This is a genomic window from Shinella kummerowiae, from assembly GCF_009827055.1.
Taxonomy (GTDB): Bacteria; Pseudomonadota; Alphaproteobacteria; order Rhizobiales; family Rhizobiaceae; genus Shinella; species Shinella kummerowiae.
The window spans coordinates 290082-307353 of record NZ_WUMK01000003.1 but is presented as its reverse complement, the minus strand read 5'-3'; the positions used below and the strand labels follow the sequence as shown (position 1 = coordinate 307353).

Below are 17272 nucleotides of genomic sequence, written 5' to 3'. Positions count from 1 at the left end.
TATATGAATGAAGCTCTTATTGGTGAGGGCTGGCGAAAGCCACATGGGAGGAGAACATGTCGAGATTTCTAGCCGGCTTCGCGGTCGGTGCGCTGATGTGCGCAGGGTCTGCGCTCGCTGCCGATCTGCCGGGAAAATTCGAGGGCGTCACCGTCGATGCGAAGCTCATCGGCGGTCAGCAGTATGAAGCGCTCTATGCGCGCATCGCCGAATGGGAGAAGGCGACCGGCGCGAAGGTGAACGTTCTTTCGAAGAAGAACCACTTCGAGCTGGACAAGGAGATCAAGTCGGACATCGCGACCGGCAATATCACCTGGTGCGTCGGCTCGAACCATTCGTCCTTCGCTCCGCAATATCCGGATATCTATACCGATCTCGCAGCATTGCTGCCGAAGGAAGAAATCGACGCCTTCGTGCCGGCCAACATCGCGTCCTCGACGTTGGACGGCAAGCTGGTGATGCTGCCGCGCGCGCAGTTCGACGTTTCCGCGCTCTACTACCAGAAGAGCCTGTACCAGGACGATGCGAAGAAGGCAGCGTTCAAGGAAAAGTACGGCTATGACCTTGCGCCGCCGGATACGTGGCAGCAGGTCACCGATCAGGCGACGTTCTTCTCCAATCCGCCGGATTTCTACGGCACGCAATATGCCGGCAAGGAAGAGGCGATCAACGGCCGCTTCTATGAAATGCTGGTCGCCGAAGGCGGCGAATATCTCGACGCCGACGGCAAGCCGACCTTCAATTCGGAAGCCGGCGTCCGCGCGCTCGACTGGTTCGTCAATCTCTACAAGGCCAAGGCCGTTCCGGCCGGCACGACCAACTATCTGTGGGACGATCTCGGCCAGGGCTTTGCTTCCGGCACGATCGCGGTCAACCTCGACTGGCCTGGCTGGGCGAGCTTCTTCAACGACCCGAAGTCGTCCAAGGTTGCCGGCAATGTCGGCGTGAAGGTGCAGCCGGCCGGTTCGTCCGGCAAGCGCACCGGCTGGTCCGGCCACCATGGCTTCTCGGTCACGGAAAGCTGCGCCAACAAGGAAGCGGCCGCCTCGCTCGTCTGGTTCCTCACCAACGAGGACAGCCAGAAGCTCGAATCCGCCGCCGGTCCGCTGCCGACGCGCTCGGCCGTCTGGGATTTCAATATCCAGCAGGCTGAAAGCGATCCGTATCGCAAGGAAGTCCTGACCGCCTTCCAGGAAGCCGCAAAGCACGCCTTCGCGGTGCCCCAGACGCCGTCGTGGATCGAAATCTCCAACGCCGTCTATCCGGAACTTCAGGCCGCCATCCTTGGCGACAAGACCTCCAAGGAAGCGCTGGACGCGGCCGCCGAAAAGGCGACCCAGATCCTCGAAGACGCCGGCGCACTCTGATTGCCAAGCGTGGCGCCGGTTCACCCGGCGCCACCTGCCACCTTTAGTGACATTCTGAAAGACAGGACCGTCTGTCGGCTTCGGCAAGCGGCGTCTTTCCTGCATTCGTGAAGACAGGAGAAGCCGACATGAAAGGCTGGAGGCCACCGGCACCGTTTCTGCTTCTGCTGCCCGCCGTTCTGGTGCTCGCAGCCGTCGTCATCATTCCGCTGATCCTGTCGCTCTATTCGAGCTTCACGCCGTTCCGGCTGACGCAGCCGGCGTCGCTCTACACCTTCGTCGGCTTCCGCAACTATGCCCGCATCCTGACAGACCTGGAGTTCTGGACGGCGTTCGGTCGCACCGTTCTGCTGCTCACCGTCGCGCTCAATGTGGAAATGCTGCTCGGTCTCGGCCTCGCCATGCTGGTGGAGAAGGCCACGCGCGGCCAGCGGCTGCTGCGCACCATCATGATGTTTCCCATGATGTTCTCGCCGATCCTCGTCGGCTTCCAGTTCAAGTTCATGTTCAACGACAATATCGGCCTGGTGAACAACGCGCTCCAGTCGCTCGGCCTGACGAACCAGGCGATCCCGTGGTTGATCGACGGCTCGCTCGCCTTCTTCGCCATCCTCGTCGCCGAGGTCTGGTCGTCCACCTCGGTCTTCGCGATCCTCATTCTCGCCGGTCTGCTCGCCATGCCGAAGGAGCCGATCGAGGCGGCGCGTGTCGATGGCTGCACGCCGTGGCAGACCTTCCGCTATGTCACCTGGCCGTTCATCATGCCCTTCGCCTATATCGCCATGACGATCCGCTCGCTCGACGTCGCGCGTGCCTATGACATCGTCAAGATCATGACGGACGGCGGCCCGGCCAAGCGCACGGAACTGCTCTGGACACTCGTTTCGCGCACGGCTTACGCCGATGCCCGCATGGGGCTCGCCAATGCCATGGCCTATGTCGCAATCCTGCTGTCCATCGTCTTCACCGTCTATTTCTTCCGCAAGCTCTCGGCCGCGCGGACCCAGATCGCGGCCGAATGGTAGGGAGGAGTGGTAAGATGAACGACAACGCAAAAGCCCGTTTCAACGGCTTTCTCCTCTCCGCCGCCCACAAGATCGGCCTGTTCCTGGCCATGGCCGTCATCTGCCTGCCCGGCCTGTGGATTGTGCTCGCTTCCTTCCGCCCGACGGTCGAGATCATGGCGAAGCCGCCGGTCTGGATCCCACGGGACCTGTCCTTCGATGCCTATATCGCGATGTTTTCCGGCGTAGGGCAGGGCGGCATCCCCGTCATCGAGTATTTTCGCAATTCGGTGATCATCTCCGTTACCTCGACGGCGATTGCGCTGGCGCTCGGCATGGCCGGCGGTTACGCCTTCGCCCGCTTTCGCTTCAAGGCCAAGTCGTCGATCTTCCTTGGCCTGATGTTGACGCGCACCGTACCGGGCATCGCGCTCTCGCTGCCGCTGTTCTTCGTTTATTCGAAGCTCGGCATCATCGACACGCATTTCGGGCTGATCGTTGCCTATGTGGCGCTCAACGTGCCCTTCACCATCTGGCTGATCGACGGCTTCTTCCGGCAGGTGCCGAAGGATCTGGCGGAGGCCGCGCAGATCGACGGCTGCACGCGCTGGCAGGCCTTCTGGCAGGTGGAGTTTCCGCTTGCCGGCCCTGGCATCGCATCCGCCGGTATCTTCGCCTTCCTCACCTCGTGGAACGAGTTCGCGCTCGCCTCGCAGCTCACCCGTTCCGTCAATTCCAAGACGCTGCCCGTCGGCCTGCTCGACTATACGGCGGAGTTCACCATCGACTGGCGCGGCATGTGTGCGCTTGCGGTGATCATGATCATCCCCGCCCTCGTGCTGACCTTCATCGTGCAGAAACATCTGGTTTCCGGCCTCACCTCCGGCGCAGTCAAAGGATAATCCATGGCAACCGTTTCCCTTGAAAAGCTGGTGAAGCGCTACGGCTCGCTTGAAGTGGTGCACGGCATCGATCTGGAGGTCGCCGACCGCGAATTCATCGCGCTGGTCGGGCCGTCCGGCTGCGGCAAGTCGACGACGTTGCGCATGATCGCCGGCCTTGAGCCGGTCTCCGGCGGCAACCTCAAGATCGGTGGGCGTGTGGTCAACGACCTGCCGCCGCGCGCCCGCAACCTCGCCATGGTCTTTCAGTCCTACGCGCTCTATCCGCACATGACGGTGCGTGAGAACATGGGCTTCTCGCTGAAGATCGCCGGCCAGAAGCCGGAGGAGATCGCCCCGCAGGTGGAAGAGGCGGCCAGGACGCTTGACCTGACGCACCTGCTCGACCGCCGGCCCTCGCAGCTTTCCGGCGGCCAGCGCCAGCGTGTCGCCATGGGTCGCGCCATCGTGCGCCAGCCGGATGTCTTCCTGTTCGACGAGCCGCTGTCGAACCTCGATGCGAAATTGCGCACGCAGATGCGCGTCGAGATCAAGAAGCTGCATGCCAAGGTCCAGTCGACGGTGATCTACGTCACGCACGATCAGGTTGAGGCGATGACGCTTGCAGACCGTATCGTCATCATGCGCGACGGTTATATCGAGCAGGTCGGCACGCCGGAGGATGTCTTCCAGCGTCCGCACTCCAAATTCGTCGCCGGCTTCATCGGTTCGCCGCCGATGAACCTCAAGGATGCCGAGATTGCGGACGGCCAGGTCGTTTTCGCCAATGGCGACCGCCTGCCGCTGCCGGCGCGCTTCAAGGACCGTGTGACGGCCGGCCAGAAGGTGACCTTCGGCCTGCGTCCGGACGATCTCTACCCGACCGGCCACGGCATCCATTCCGGGGAGGACGCCGATGTGCACAGGCAGGATCTGCGCGTCATCCTGACGGAACCGCTCGGCAATGAAACGCTCGTCTTCTCCGACTTTGCCGGCGCCGAATGGGTTGGCCGCATGCTGAACCCGCGCCGGCTTTCGCCGGGCGAGGCGCTGCCCTTCTGCTTCGACCTGTCCCAGGCCCATCTTTTCGACCGCGAAAGCGGCCGCACCTTGCGAGGCTGACATGGCGAAGATCGAACGCGTCGAACTGAGAATGGTCGACCTTCGCCCGAAGGTCGAGCGCACCGATGCCATCCAGAGCTTCGTTTCGCAGGAGACGCCGCTCGTCACCATTACCGACAGCGACGGTGCGGTCGGCACCGGCTACAGCTACACGATCGGCACGGGCGGCTCCTCCGTCATGCGGCTGCTGGCCGATCATCTCGTACCGCGGATCATCGGCCGCGATGCGGATCAGATCGAGGCGATCTGGCACGAGCTGGAATTCGCGACGCATGCCACCACGATCGGCGCCATCACCGCGATTGCGCTCGCTGCCATCGACACCGCGCTCTGGGACTTGCGTGCCCGCAAACAGAACCTGCCACTGTGGAAGCTCGCCGGGGGTGCGAAAGATCGCTGCCCGCTCTACACGACCGAGGGTGGCTGGCTGCATATTCCGGTGGAAGCGCTGGTCGAGGATGCATTGGACGCCAAATCCAAGGGCTTTAACGGCTCGAAGGTGAAGATCGGCAAGCCGCATGGTTCCGAGGATGTGGCCCGTCTCTCGGCCGTCCGCAAGGCGGTCGGCGACGGCTATGAGATCCTGACGGATGCCAACCAGGGTTTTACAGTCGACGAGGCCATCCGTCGGGCGGAGCGCCTGCGCGACCTCGATCTCGGCTGGATCGAGGAGCCGCTGCCGGCCGATGATATCGACGGCCATGTACGCCTCAATCAATCGACGTCGACGCCCATCGCCATCGGTGAATCGCTCTATTCGATCCGTCACTTCCGCGAATATATGCAGAAGGGCGCCTGCTCGATCGTGCAGGTCGATGCCGGCCGTATCGGCGGCATCACGCCCTGGCTGAAGGTGGCGCATGCGGCCGAAGCCTTCGACATGCCGGTCTGCCCGCATTTCCTCATGGAACTGCATGTCAGCCTGACCTGCGCGGTGCAGAACGGCAAATATGTCGAATACATTCCGCAGCTCGACGACATCACCACCTCGCGCCTGGAGATCGAGAACGGCATGGCGCTGGCGCCGACGGTGCCGGGTCTCGGCATCGATTGGGATTGGGACGCGATCCGCGCCCGCTCGATTTCCGAATTCGAGCATGAGATCCGCAAGGGAGCCTGAGACATGCAGCGCATCGGCATGGTGATCGGCGTCAAGCCGGAGACGATCGAGGAGTACAAGCGCCTGCACGCCGCCGTCTGGCCGGAGGTGCTTGCGATGATCTCCGCCTGCAACATCAGGAACTATTCGATCTTCCTGAAGGAGCCGGAGAACCTGCTGTTCTCCTTCTTCGAATATCACGGCACTGACTATGCCGGCGACATGGCGAAGATGGCGGCGGATCCGAAGACGCAGGAATGGTGGGCTGTCTGCATGCCTTGCCAGTCGCCGCTCGATACCCGGAAAGAGGGCGAGTGGTGGGCGGGCATGGAAGAGGTGTTCTTTCATGCGTGAGGTCTTGGTTCACCCCCCTCTGCCCTGCCGGGCATCTCCCCCACAAGGGGGGAGATCGGTAAGAGGCCAGAACCTCATTCCATCGGCAACGTCGGAGATAGGCAAAACCATACTCCACCCAATCTCCCCCCTTTTGGGGGAGATGCCCGGCAGGGCAGAGGGGGGTGAGGCGAAGCCTCATCGTCAAGAGGCATGCCATGACCATTGATTCCCAAACACTCGCCCAATCCTGGCCTTTGCCGTCGAAGCCGCGCCCGATCGTCACCTTCGGTGCCGGTTCGATCGTCGGCGACGCGCACTATCCGGCCTATCGCAAGGGCGGCTTCCCGATTGCTGGCCTCTATGATCTTGATCATGACAAGGCGAAGGCGCTGGCTGATAAATGGGGCGTGGCTGCCTACCGCACCGTGGAAGAGGCGGCGTCGGTGGAAGGCGCGATCTTCGACCTTGCCACCCCACCGGCGGCCCATGCCAAGGTGCTTGCCGCTTTGCCGGAGGGCGCGGCGGCATTGATCCAGAAGCCGATGGGGTCCGACCTCGCGGCGGCGACGGAGATCCTCCAGATCTGCCGTGACAGGAAACTCAAGGCGGCCGTCAACTTCCAGCTCCGCTTCGCGCCGATGCTCTTGGCGCTGAAGGATGCGATCGCCAAGGGTTTGCTCGGCGAGGTGGTCGATTTCGACGTTTCTCTGGCGCTCGATACGCCCTGGGAATTGTGGTCCTTCCTCGAGGGCCTGCCGCGCATCGAGATCGCCATGCATTCGATCCACTATCTCGATGCCATCCGCCAGATCCTCGGTGACCCGCAGGGCGTGCATGCCAAGTCGATCGGCCATCCGAACCACCGGATGGCGCAGACGCGCACCACCGCGATCCTTGATTATGGCGACCGTGTACGCTGCGCCCTCTCCATCAACCACGACCACAAGTTCGGCCGCAAACATCAGGCGTGCGAGTTTCGCGTCTCGGGCACAGAAGGCGCCGCCTATCTCCAGCTCGGCGTCAATCTCGATTACCCGCGCGGCGAGCCGGACATTCTGGAAATCTACCCCAAGGGCGGGGATGGCTGGGTGCCGGTGTCGCTAGAAGGCACATGGTTCCCCGATGCCTTCGTCGGCCGGATGGCGAACCTCCAGCGCTTTGTTTCCGGCGAAGATACCGCGCTCGTCTCCTCGGTCGAGGACGCCTGGATGACCATGGCGCTTGTCGAGGCGGCCTATGCCTCCAGTGCCGCGCCTGCAACGCCACTCGCCGCACGGCCGTAAGGGAGTACGACATGGAACAGATCCGATATTTCGAAGATTATGCCATCGGCGATGGCCGCAAGACCTACGGCCGCACGATCACCGAGACGGATTTCGTCGTGCATGCCGGGCATACGGGTGATTTCTTCCCGCACCACATGGATGTGGAGTTCATGAAGACGCAGCCCTTCGGCCAGCGCATCGCGCATGGCACCATGGTCTTTTCCATCGGTGTCGGGCTGACGGCGAGCGTCATAAATCCGGTCGCCTTTTCCTACGGTTATGACAGGATGCGCTTCATCAGGCCCGTTTTCATCGGCGACACGATCCACACGCGCGTGACGATCACAGGCAAGGAAGACGATCCGAAACGGGCCGGTTCCGGCCGCGTGATCGAGCGCATGGACGTCATCAACCAGAAGGGCGAGGTCGTTCTCGCCGCCGACCATATCTACGTCGTCGAGCGCCGCCAGAGCGCCTGACGCCCCACGCAAGGAGAAATCATGAGCCTTTCCCTCGAAAACAAGCGTGTCCTCCTCACCGCCGCCGGTCAGGGGATCGGCCGGGCAAGTGCGCTGGCCTTCGCCCGTGCCGGTGCCAAAGTCATCGCCACCGACATCAACGCCGACGCATTGAAGAGCCTCTCGACGGAGGCGGGTATCGAAACCTATGTGCTTGACGTGCTCGATGGTGACGCCGTGAACCGCGTCGTCGCCGCGACCGGCCCGTTCGACGTGCTTTTCAACTGCGCCGGCTTCGTGCATGCCGGCTCGATCCTCGACATGGCGGACAAGGACCTCGATTTCGCCTTCGATCTCAATGTCCGCGCCATGGTGCGCATGATCCGCGCCGTGCTGCCGGCGATGCTGGAGAAGAAGGACGGCGCGATCATCAACATGGCCTCCGTCGCCTCCAGCATGAAGGGCGTGCCGAACCGCGCCGCCTACACCATCACCAAGGCGGCCGTCGTCGGCCTCACCAAGTCGGTCGCGGCCGACTATGTCGCCCAGGGCATCCGCTGCAACGCGATCTGCCCCGGTACGGTGGAAAGCCCCTCGCTGCAGGATCGCCTGCGCGCGCAGGGCGACTTCGAGGCCGCACGTGCCGCCTTCATCGCCCGTCAGCCGATCGGCCGCATCGGCACGCCGGAAGAGATTGCCGATCTCGCCGTCTACCTCGCCGGCGCCACCTACACGACCGGTCAGGCCTACGCCATCGACGGCGGCTGGACCATCTAAGACACTCCGACCGTCGGCAGAAGCCGGCGGCCAACTCGACCACGCCAAGGGCCGCTTCCATGACCAAGATCACCAGCCTTCGCTCGATCGACCTGCGTTTCCCCACCTCCCAGAGCCTCGACGGCTCGGATGCGATGAATCCGGACCCGGATTATTCCGCCGCCTATGTCGTGCTGGGCACCGAAACGGCCGGTTTGGAAGGGCATGGTCTCACCTTCACCATCGGCCGCGGCAACGAGATCTGCTGTGCCGCGATCGATGCAATGAAACATCTCGTCGTCGGCCTCGATCTCGACTGGGTGCGCGAAAACCCCGGCCGCTTCTGGCGCCATGTCACGAGCGACAGCCAGCTGCGCTGGATCGGGCCGGACAAGGGTGCGATGCATCTTGCAACGGGCGCGGTGGTCAATGCGGTCTGGGACTTGCTCGCCAAGGAGGCCAGCAAGCCGGTCTGGCGTCTCGTCGCCGAGATGAGCGCGGAAGAGATTCTCGACATCATCGACTTCCGCTATCTTACCGATGCGCTGACGCCGGAGGAGGCGCTGGCTATCCTGAAAAAGGCGGAAGCGGGCAAGGCGGAGCGCATCGCGACGCTCGAAAAGGAAGGTTACGCCTGCTACACGACCTCAGCCGGCTGGCTCGGCTATGACGACGAGAAGCTGCGCCGTCTCTGCCAGGAGGCCGTCGATGAGGGCTTTACCCACATCAAGATGAAGGTCGGCCGCGATCTTGAAGACGACAAGCGGCGCCTGCGCATTGCCCGCGAGGTGATCGGCGACGACCGCACCATGATGATCGATGCCAATCAGATATGGGAGGTCGGGCAGGCGATCGACTGGGTGAAGGAATTGCAGCCCTACAAGCCGTTCTTCATCGAGGAGCCGACAAGCCCGGACGACGTCGCCGGTCACAAGGCGATCCGCAAGGCGATCCATCCCGTCAAGGTCGCGACCGGCGAGATGTGCCAGAACCGCATCATGTTCAAGCAGTTCATCGCCGAAGGCGCGATCGACATTGTGCAGATCGATTCCTGCCGCATGGGCGGTCTCAACGAGGTGCTCGCGGTGCTGCTGATGGCGGCGAAGTTCAACCTGCCGGTCTGGCCGCATGCCGGCGGTGTCGGCCTGTGCGAATACGTCCAGCACCTGTCGATGATCGACTATATCGCCGTGTCAGGCACCAAGGAGGGCCGGGTGATCGAGTTCGTTGACCATCTGCACGAGCATTTCATCGACCCGTGCCGGATCGAGAATGCCGCTTATATGCCACCCGCGCTGCCGGGTTTTTCCATCGAGATGAAGCCGGAATCGATCGCGGCCTATACGTTCGGCAAGTAAGGGCTTTGGGTTGGCTTCTTATCCGCGGGCGCTGCGTTTCAGCTGCTGCTCGCGGAAGAAGATGAAGAGGCCGGAGGCGACGATGACGGCGGCGCCGACAAGCATGGCCGGGCGCGGCGCATCGCCGAAGAACATCCAGCCGAAGAGCACGGCCCAGATCAGCAGCGTGTATTGCAGCGGTACGACGGTCGAGGCGTCCGCCAGCTTCAGCGAACGGTTGACCAGCATATGTGCGCCCATCGCCACAATGCCGAGCAGGCTCAGGAGGCCGAAATCGACGCTGCTGACAGGCGCCCAGCCAGCGGGATCGACAAGGCACCAGACGCCTGCGAAGATCGCCGCACCCGCCACCTGCCAGAACACCAGCGTCGTATCGGGCGCGGCGCGCAGCGATCGGCCAAGCACCATGGCGAGGCTGAAGGCGAGGCTGCCGGCGACAGCGATCAAGGCGGGCAGGGTGAAGCTGTCCTTGGAGGGCTCCAGCGCGATGACCACGCCGACAAAGCCGATGATGATGGCCGTCCAGCGCCGCCAGCCGACTTTTTCTCCGAGCAGCAGCGGCGACATGGCCGCGACATAGATCGGAGCGGCCAGCCAGTAGGTCATGGCGTCGGCAAGCGGCATGTAGGCGACGGCAAAGTAGAAGCCGGAGGCCTCGAAGGCGAAGAGGGCGGAGCGCAGCAGATGCAGCTTCGGCCGGTCGACATCGATGAGGCGGCGCCAGCCGACGCGCCAGAAAAAGGGTGCGAGCACGACGATGGCGGCAAGGCTGCGGATCAGCATGAGTTGGCCGACGGAATAGGTCGCCACCAGCCATTTGCCGAGCACGTCGTTCAGCGAGAACATGACCATGCCGAGCAGCATCAGCATCACGCCAAGGCGGGCAGCACTCGAAGCGGGCGAGGAGGCGGTGATATCGGTCATCGTGGGAACTCAGGTCTCGGGATGAGAGGGCTGTGACACATTCCCTCCGACCGATCCAGTCAGCAATTTTGATAGCTGCATAAAGCGGAACACTGCATCGCCGGCCGGTTGATCGAGAAGGGAAGCGGTGGAACAGTGCGAAACGAAGATTTTCACAAGGCTGATTTCATGACGGACGAAAAGACAGGCAAACGCCGGCTGCGCTCGCAGGATTGGTTCGACAATCGCGACCATATCGACATGGCTGCGATCTATCTCGAGCGTTTCATGAACTATGGCATCACGCCGGAGGAGCTGCGTTCCGGCAAACCGGTGATCGGCATTGCCCAGAGCGGCAGCGACCTGACACCCTGCAACCGCCATCATGTCGACCTTGCAAAACGGGTGCGCGACGGCATCCGCGATGCGGGCGGTATCCCAATCGAATTCCCGACGCACCCGATCTTCGAGAACTGCAAGCGGCCGACGGCGGCACTCGACCGTAACCTTGCCTATCTCGGCCTCGTCGAGATCCTCTACGGTTATCCGCTCGACGGTGTCGTGCTGACGACGGGCTGCGACAAGACCACGCCATCCGCGCTGATGGCGGCGTCCACGGTCGATATTCCGGCGATCGTGCTGTCCGGTGGGCCAATGCTCGACGGCTGGAACGAGGGGGATCTCGTCGGTTCCGGCACGGTGATCTGGCGCTCACGCCGCAAGCTGGCGGCGGGCACCATCGACGACGAACAGTTCCTGAAGGCGGCGATGGATTCGGCGCCTTCCATCGGCCATTGCAACACAATGGGCACCGCCTCGACGATGAATGCGCTCGCCGAAGCGCTCGGCATGTCGCTGACCGGCTGCGCGGCCATCCCCGCCCCCTATCGCGAACGTGGCCAGATGGCCTATCGCACCGGCCGCCGTGCCGTGGAATTGGTGCTGGACGATATCCGCCCCTCACACATCCTGAGCCGTGAGGCTTTCCTCAATGCCATTCGCGTGAATTCGGCGATCGGCGGCTCGACCAACGCCCAGCCGCACCTGATGGCGATGGCAAAACACGCAGGCGTCGCGCTGACGCCCGAAGATTGGCAGGTGCACGGCTACGACATTCCGCTGCTCGCCGACGTGCAGCCGGCCGGCCGTTTCCTCGGCGAGCGTTTTCACAGGGCGGGTGGCGTGCCGGCGATCATGCGCGAGCTGCTTGATGCCGGGAAACTCGACGGACGCTGTCCCACCGTGACGGGCCGGACGATGGTGGAGAACCTGGAAGGCCGTGCAGCGACCGACCGCGAGGTCATTCGGCCCTATGGCGAACCGCTGAAAGAGCGCGCAGGCTTCCTCGTGCTGAAGGGCAATCTGTTCGACTTCGCCATCATGAAGACCTCGGTGATTTCGGCGGAATTCCGCGCGCGTTATCTGAGCGAACCGGGCCGCGAAGGCATTTTCGAGGGCAGGGCCGTCGTCTTCGATGGCTCGGAGGACTATCACAAGCGCATCAACGATCCGGCGCTCGACATCGACGAGCGCACCATCCTTGTCATCCGCGGTGCCGGACCGCTCGGTTGGCCAGGCTCGGCGGAAGTCGTGAATATGCAGCCGCCGGATCATCTGCTGAAGCGCGGCATCACCAGCCTGCCGACGATCGGCGACGGGCGGCAGTCCGGCACGGCGGACAGCCCATCCATCCTCAATGCATCGCCGGAAAGTGCCGCCGGCGGCGGGCTCGCCTGGCTGCGCACCGGCGACACGATCCGCATCGACCTTGAAAAAGGATGCTGCGACATGCTGGTGGATGCAGCCGAGATCGAGAGGCGCAAGGCTGATGGCATCCCGAAGGTGCCGGCCGATGCGACGCCGTGGCAGCGCATCTATCGCCAGACCGTCACCCAGCTTGCGGATGGCGCCGTCATCGAAGGCGCGGCCGATTTCCGCAAGATCGCCGAGACGCCGCCGAGGCACAATCACTAAAGGCTGCGCGAAAGCCGGGCCACTCTTTGCCATCGGTTGGGCACGCCGGGCCGGATCGCCCGGCGTGCTCTTGATGCAATGCTTAGTGAATCACGTCCGCGGAAATGATCCCGAGCTTGGCCAACCCGGTGACAAACAATTGCACGGCGACCGCGGTGAGCAGAATGCCGAAGACGATTTCCGAAACGACCAGGCTGGCAGGCTTCATGCGCTTGGCCAGCACATCGATGTTGGTGAAGACGAGATAGTCGAACGCGGCGACCAACAGGATCAAGGCGACGACCACGGCGGCACCGGCAATCGACGAGACTTCAGCCGAGACGAGAATGATCACCGTGATGCCGACGGGATTAAGCAGATAGGGCACGGCCAGCGGAAAGATGGCGATCTTCGCCGGATCGACGGGAAGTTCGATTTCGCCGTGTGGCTTTTCGATTGGCCCGGCCGCCATCTTGATCGCCAGAAGCGCCAGGATAATACCCCCGGCCACGGCGACGGCGCCTCCGGTAATGTGGAGAAGGCGCATCAACAGCGCGCCGGTGGCAAAAAGCAGCAGAGCCGTAATCAGCGCCGCCATGACCATCTGGCGGCCGATGCGCGCCTTGGTCTCCGCGTCGAAGGCATGGGTTTTTTCCAGAAACGGCACAAGGGCGATTTTCGGTCCCATGCCGATGAGAAGGAGGAGGAGCAGATTTCCGATGAGCGCGGCATTGATGACGGTGAAATCCATGGAACGGGTTCCCCTCTTGAGGTTTTGTGACTGATGGCGAATCTCTACTGCAACGGATGATTGACTTGATGTTCGCGCGGCCCCGGTAGGGCGACACGGGCAGTGTGCTTTCCGGGGGCTTCATTTCCTCTAATGTTCTCGTCTGTCGGCCTCTTTTACAAGGGGTCGCGTTCTCATATCGTTGGAGCGGACATGTCCGGACACGCCACCGGCAGGCGTCCTGCCGCGCGGCGATAGCGGTTCGCTGGCACTCCTGCGGTTGCAAGCTAAGATAACTTGCTCCACGATGCTCGCATTCATCCACAAACCCCGCGGCATCGCCTGCTTGCTGGTGTGTGCTTGGCATGCTTTGCTGATGAAAACCTGACCAGAAGCGCCGTTGGACGCCCGCCTATAGACCCATCGTATTTGAAGGATGACAAAGTGGTTTCCGAGATATCTGAAGAACCCGTCCCGTCACCACCGCCGCGCAATCCGTTGCGCAGGATCGCTTTGGTCGTCGTGGCATTGGCGTTGGCCTTCTTTGTCCTGTCGATCTTCATGGAACGGCGCACACCGTCGACATCGCAAGCGCAGGTGCAGGCCTATATCGTGGGCATTGCGTCCGAAGTCACCGGCCGGGTGGTGGAAGTCGGCGTCACCGACAATGCCCGGGTCGACGCCGATCAGGTTCTGTTCCGTATCGATCCCACACGCTACGAGCTTGCCGTCAGGGAGGCCGAGGCCGCACTCGCAAGCGCCGGCCAGTCGATCGGCGCATCGACGGCAACCGTCGACGCCGCCCAGGCCAAACTCGTGCAGATCCAGGTCGACCGGGACAACCTGCGCGACCAATATGCGCGCGCCACCGAACTGGTGCAGCGTGGCGTCTATTCAAAGGCGCGGTTCGATGCGGCCAAGTCCGCCTACGACCAGGCAGAGGCGGCGGTTTCGGTGGCACAGGCCGACCTCGCGAAGGCGCGCGAGCAGCTTGGCCCGACCGGCAACGACAACCCGCAGCTTAGGGCAGCGCTGGCCGCGCTTGAGAAGGCCCGGCTTGATCTGCTCCACACGGTCGTCAAGGCCCCGTCGGCAGGGGTCGTCACCAATCTCCAGCTGACGATCGGCAAGGTCGTCTCGGCCGGCCAGCCCGCCATGACCTTCATCGACGCCGGGACGATCTGGATCAACGCGGCCTTCAAGGAAAACAGCCTCGAGAAGGTTGCTATCGGCAACCGGGCGGAGGTGCTGTTCGATGCCCTGCCCGGGCGGCTTTTCCCGGCGACGGTGGAAAGCGTCGGGTTCGGTGTATCGCAGGGCGGAACGGACCCGAGTACCGGGCTGCCGACGATCAAGAACGACAGCGGCTGGGTCCGCGAGGCGCAGCGTTTTCCTGTTCGCCTCACCATGGAGGAGGCGGATAGACCAAAGGGCGGCGTGCGCTACGGCTCGCAGGCGACCGTCGTCATCTATACCGGCGACAACCCGGTCACCAATGCGTGGGGGGCGCTACGAATCCGGATCATTTCGGTGCTGACCTATGTCAACTGACAGCGTTGCCATTGCCGAGCAGAAGCGCAAGGGGCTGCGGGTCGCCTTCGCCGTGTCCGTGGGGTTCACGTTCGCGGTGTTTTCGGGCGCCATCGTTCCGTTCCTTGGGCCGCTGTTTGCCGCGCAGTTCCTGTTGGGGAGCACGCAGCCGATGCCGCTTGGAAAAACGATCGGCGCGGCGCTGGTGATCCTGCTCGCCGGGGCCGTGATGATGCTGCTGACGATCCTCGCGGGCGAGCATCACATCGTGCTGCTTTTGTTGTTGGGCCTGGTCTATTTTTTGTGCTTCGCCGCACAATCGACGGGCAAGGGCGGTACCGCGGTCTTTCTCGTCCTCGTCGTCGCGATCATCGTGCCGCTGCTGGCCATCCTGAACCGGGAGCTCGCCAGTTCCATCCTCTTCATGCTCGTCAGCGGTGTGTTGTCCGCAACGGTCCTGGCGTGGGTCGCTCATGCGATCTTTCCCGAGCCGCCGGCGCTTCGTGCTGATACTCTGCCACCCGAGGAGCGCTCACCCGCGCTGGGGCGCGCGCTGGCCAATACCGCAATCCTCCTCGCTTCGGTCGTGATCTGCCTGACGAGCGACAATCTGAACGCTGCCGTGGTCATTCCCATCACCGTGGCATCGTTGCTGGGACAACTCGACATTTCGGCCAGTGGCCGGGCGGCGGTCGGGCTCGTGCTCGTCAACATCTTCGGCGGCGTACTCGCCTCCATCGCCTATGCGATCCTGAGCCTGCGGCCCAGCCTTTTTTCGATCTTCATCATTGTCCTCGTGACCGGCCTTTTCCTTGGTGGCCGCGCCGCCGGCTCGTCGAAGGATGCACCGGTCTTCGCGGGCGCCTTGACTATCTTTCTGATCCTGTTCGGGCTGGGGGTGTCGCCTTTGCCGGGAAGTGCTGCCGAATCTTTCGCGACCCGCATCGTCTATGTCGGCATGGCCCTGGTCTTCACACTGCTGCTGGCCGTGCTCCTGTTGCCGCGAAGTTCTGGCATGAAGCAGGCGTCGGCGTGACGGCTTGCTGCCCGGGGTGCTTCCATATGCGTGCGGCGTGCCAAATGACGAAGGGCGCTCGACCCTTTCGGGGAGCGCCCTTCGGACCCGGACAGCTGCGAACGCGCGGCAAATCTGTCGCTGCAGGCAGTCATCGTAACGGGTGGTGATCGTTAGATGGGAGGCCGCGGCGACGAAATCAAGAGGTGGTATTCCGCCTCCCATATCATAAGGATGCCGGTTGGTTGGCCGCTGAACCACATCGCCTGTGCTGCGCGAATATGCTAGCCTCGACGCATGAGCGAGCCTTCCAGCGAAACATTCTTCAGCACGCTTCCCGTCTTCGTCGATTTCGCGGGCGTTGCCGACAGCCGGAATTATCGGGCGCTGCCGCCCGACTGGGCTTTGGCGACGGCTGACATTGTCGATTCCACCGGGGCGATCGAGGCCGGTCGTTACAAGGCGGTCAACATGGCCGGCGCCAGCGTCATCTCGGCCATTCTGAATGCGCTCGGCAACAACGACCTTCCCTTCGTTTTCGGCGGCGATGGCGCGCTGGTTGCGGTGCCGCCATCGGGGGTAGAGAAGGCGCGAAACGCCCTTTCGGCGGTGCAAAACTGGGTGGACGAGGAGTTGCAACTGGCGCTGCGCGCCGCTCTCGTGCCTGTTGCCGATGTCATCGCGGCGGGTTTGGAAGTGCGCGTCGCGCGGTTCCAGGTGACCCCGGACCTTTCCTATGCGATGTTTGCCGGCGGCGGATCGAGCTGGGCCGAAGCCCGCATGAAGGAAGGGCTTTTTGTCGTTCCGCCGGCGCCGCCGGGTGCCCGCCCGGATTTGGCCGGCCTGTCCTGCCGATGGAACCCGATCCGATCGCGGCATGGCGACATTGTCTCGATTTTTGCGGTTCCCGTCGGATCGGGCGCCGTCGATGCCTTTCAGGCGCTGGTCCTCGATATCGTCGCACTTGCCGCCGGCGAAGAGCGGGAGGGCCATCCGATCGCGCCGGAGGGGCCGCAGATGGGCTTGTCGGTTGCGGGTCTGTCGGCGGAAACGAAGACGGCTCCGAAAGGAAAGCGCTTCCGCCACCGGCTCTTCATTCTCGGGCAATATCTGCTGACCGTCGGCCTCTATCGCCTCGGCCTGACGCTCGGTCGTTTCGATCCGAAGGTGTATCGGCAGGATGTTGCCCGCAACACCGATTTCCGCAAGTTCGACGACGGCCTGAAAATGACCATCGACATCGATGCGGAAAGGCTTCGCCAGATCGAAACCCGGCTTGAGGATGCCACCCGCGCCGGCATCTGCCGCTTCGGCCTGCACCGGCAGGATTCGGCGCTGATGACCTGCATCGTGCCGACAGCGCTCAGCCGCGATCATATGCACTTCATCGACGGTGCCGCAGGCGGCTACGCGATGGCTGCCAGCCGCCTGAAGAAGCAGATGTCTTCCATTCCGTCGGACGCGGCTTCCCCCTTGCAGGCGACATAAGCGGCGC

At 63.0% G+C, this 17272-nt stretch carries 16 protein-coding genes; 14 read left to right on the top strand and 2 right to left on the bottom strand.

The features are described 5' to 3' along the window. The first annotated feature begins 56 nt into the window (after positions 1-56). The 10 genes from GR138_RS09255 to GR138_RS09210 all read left to right on the top strand — a co-directional run bounded on the left by GR138_RS09255 (position 57) and on the right by GR138_RS09210 (position 9646). A complete protein-coding gene (locus GR138_RS09255) occupies positions 57-1367 on the top strand; it encodes an ABC transporter substrate-binding protein (protein WP_160858633.1) in 1311 nt (436 codons plus the stop codon). A gap of 128 nt (positions 1368-1495) precedes the next feature. After that, entirely contained in the window at positions 1496-2392 is an 897-nt protein-coding gene (locus tag GR138_RS09250) for a carbohydrate ABC transporter permease (protein ID WP_160858631.1), read from the top strand. A 14-nt stretch (positions 2393-2406) separates the two neighbouring features. Then, positions 2407-3273 carry a carbohydrate ABC transporter permease gene (locus tag GR138_RS09245; RefSeq protein WP_160858629.1) on the top strand — a complete coding sequence of 289 codons (867 nt, stop codon included), beginning with the start codon at positions 2407-2409 and terminating at the stop codon, positions 3271-3273. Positions 3274-3276: 3 nt separating this feature from the next. Then, a complete protein-coding gene (locus GR138_RS09240; RefSeq protein WP_160858627.1) occupies positions 3277-4374 on the top strand; it encodes an ABC transporter ATP-binding protein in 1098 nt (365 codons plus the stop codon). A 1-nt stretch (position 4375) separates the two neighbouring features. Then, positions 4376-5494 carry a mandelate racemase/muconate lactonizing enzyme family protein gene (locus GR138_RS09235; RefSeq protein ID WP_160858625.1) on the top strand — a complete coding sequence of 373 codons (1119 nt, stop codon included), beginning with the start codon at positions 4376-4378 and terminating at the stop codon, positions 5492-5494. Between the two features lie 3 nt (positions 5495-5497). After that, positions 5498-5827: an L-rhamnose mutarotase gene (locus tag GR138_RS09230; RefSeq protein ID WP_160858623.1), complete on the top strand. Its 330-nt coding sequence runs from the start codon at positions 5498-5500 to the stop codon at positions 5825-5827. A 197-nt stretch (positions 5828-6024) separates the two neighbouring features. Further along, positions 6025-7092 carry a Gfo/Idh/MocA family protein gene (locus GR138_RS09225; RefSeq protein WP_160858621.1) on the top strand — a complete coding sequence of 356 codons (1068 nt, stop codon included), beginning with the start codon at positions 6025-6027 and terminating at the stop codon, positions 7090-7092. 11 nt (positions 7093-7103) lie between these two features. Then, positions 7104-7553 (top strand): MaoC/PaaZ C-terminal domain-containing protein, encoded by a 450-nt coding sequence (locus GR138_RS09220; RefSeq protein ID WP_160858619.1) that lies wholly within the window; start codon positions 7104-7106, stop codon positions 7551-7553. A 21-nt stretch (positions 7554-7574) separates the two neighbouring features. Further along, positions 7575-8309 carry an SDR family oxidoreductase gene (locus tag GR138_RS09215; protein ID WP_160858617.1) on the top strand — a complete coding sequence of 245 codons (735 nt, stop codon included), beginning with the start codon at positions 7575-7577 and terminating at the stop codon, positions 8307-8309. A 59-nt stretch (positions 8310-8368) separates the two neighbouring features. Then, positions 8369-9646, top strand: coding sequence for an L-fuconate dehydratase (locus GR138_RS09210; protein WP_160858615.1), 1278 nt, complete (start codon positions 8369-8371; stop codon positions 9644-9646). Between the two features lie 18 nt (positions 9647-9664). On the opposite strand, the gene GR138_RS09205 is transcribed toward GR138_RS09210, so the two are convergent. Beyond that, on the bottom strand, positions 9665-10570 hold the full coding sequence (locus GR138_RS09205) for a DMT family transporter (protein ID WP_160858613.1): 906 nt from the start codon (positions 10568-10570) through the stop codon (positions 9665-9667). Between the two features lie 168 nt (positions 10571-10738). On the opposite strand from GR138_RS09205, the gene GR138_RS09200 reads away from it, so the two are divergent. Further along, positions 10739-12523, top strand: coding sequence for an IlvD/Edd family dehydratase (locus tag GR138_RS09200; protein ID WP_160858611.1), 1785 nt, complete (start codon positions 10739-10741; stop codon positions 12521-12523). Between the two features lie 82 nt (positions 12524-12605). Here GR138_RS09200 and GR138_RS09195 read toward each other — a convergent pair whose 3' ends face one another. Next, positions 12606-13253, bottom strand: a complete 648-nt coding sequence (locus GR138_RS09195) for a MarC family protein (protein WP_160858609.1) — start codon at positions 13251-13253, stop codon at positions 12606-12608. Between the two features lie 423 nt (positions 13254-13676). Here GR138_RS09195 and GR138_RS09190 point away from each other — a divergent pair, with 423 nt between their 5' ends. From GR138_RS09190 to GR138_RS09180, 3 genes are all read left to right on the top strand, one after another. Next, a complete protein-coding gene (locus GR138_RS09190) occupies positions 13677-14783 on the top strand; it encodes an HlyD family secretion protein (protein ID WP_160858607.1) in 1107 nt (368 codons plus the stop codon). Continuing rightward, positions 14773-15798 carry a DUF2955 domain-containing protein gene (locus GR138_RS09185; RefSeq protein WP_160858605.1) on the top strand — a complete coding sequence of 342 codons (1026 nt, stop codon included), beginning with the start codon at positions 14773-14775 and terminating at the stop codon, positions 15796-15798. Before GR138_RS09190 ends, GR138_RS09185 begins: the two co-directional genes overlap by 11 nt. A 276-nt stretch (positions 15799-16074) precedes the next feature. Then, positions 16075-17265 carry a DUF3095 domain-containing protein gene (locus GR138_RS09180; RefSeq protein ID WP_160858603.1) on the top strand — a complete coding sequence of 397 codons (1191 nt, stop codon included), beginning with the start codon at positions 16075-16077 and terminating at the stop codon, positions 17263-17265. Positions 17266-17272 lie beyond the last annotated feature (7 nt).

Coding starts and splice junctions, on each gene's coding strand:
- GR138_RS09205 (WP_160858613.1), bottom strand. CDS start 10,570: ATGACCGATATCACCGCCTCCTCGCCCGCTTCGAGTGCTGCCCGCCTT.
- GR138_RS09225 (WP_160858621.1), top strand. CDS start 6,025: ATGACCATTGATTCCCAAACACTCGCCCAATCCTGGCCTTTGCCGTCG.
- GR138_RS09185 (WP_160858605.1), top strand. CDS start 14,773: ATGTCAACTGACAGCGTTGCCATTGCCGAGCAGAAGCGCAAGGGGCTG.
- GR138_RS09240 (WP_160858627.1), top strand. CDS start 3,277: ATGGCAACCGTTTCCCTTGAAAAGCTGGTGAAGCGCTACGGCTCGCTT.
- GR138_RS09255 (WP_160858633.1), top strand. CDS start 57: ATGTCGAGATTTCTAGCCGGCTTCGCGGTCGGTGCGCTGATGTGCGCA.
- GR138_RS09220 (WP_160858619.1), top strand. CDS start 7,104: ATGGAACAGATCCGATATTTCGAAGATTATGCCATCGGCGATGGCCGC.
- GR138_RS09230 (WP_160858623.1), top strand. CDS start 5,498: ATGCAGCGCATCGGCATGGTGATCGGCGTCAAGCCGGAGACGATCGAG.
- GR138_RS09235 (WP_160858625.1), top strand. CDS start 4,376: ATGGCGAAGATCGAACGCGTCGAACTGAGAATGGTCGACCTTCGCCCG.
- GR138_RS09195 (WP_160858609.1), bottom strand. CDS start 13,253: ATGGATTTCACCGTCATCAATGCCGCGCTCATCGGAAATCTGCTCCTC.
- GR138_RS09250 (WP_160858631.1), top strand. CDS start 1,496: ATGAAAGGCTGGAGGCCACCGGCACCGTTTCTGCTTCTGCTGCCCGCC.
- GR138_RS09215 (WP_160858617.1), top strand. CDS start 7,575: ATGAGCCTTTCCCTCGAAAACAAGCGTGTCCTCCTCACCGCCGCCGGT.
- GR138_RS09210 (WP_160858615.1), top strand. CDS start 8,369: ATGACCAAGATCACCAGCCTTCGCTCGATCGACCTGCGTTTCCCCACC.
- GR138_RS09200 (WP_160858611.1), top strand. CDS start 10,739: ATGACGGACGAAAAGACAGGCAAACGCCGGCTGCGCTCGCAGGATTGG.
- GR138_RS09245 (WP_160858629.1), top strand. CDS start 2,407: ATGAACGACAACGCAAAAGCCCGTTTCAACGGCTTTCTCCTCTCCGCC.
- GR138_RS09180 (WP_160858603.1), top strand. CDS start 16,075: ATGAGCGAGCCTTCCAGCGAAACATTCTTCAGCACGCTTCCCGTCTTC.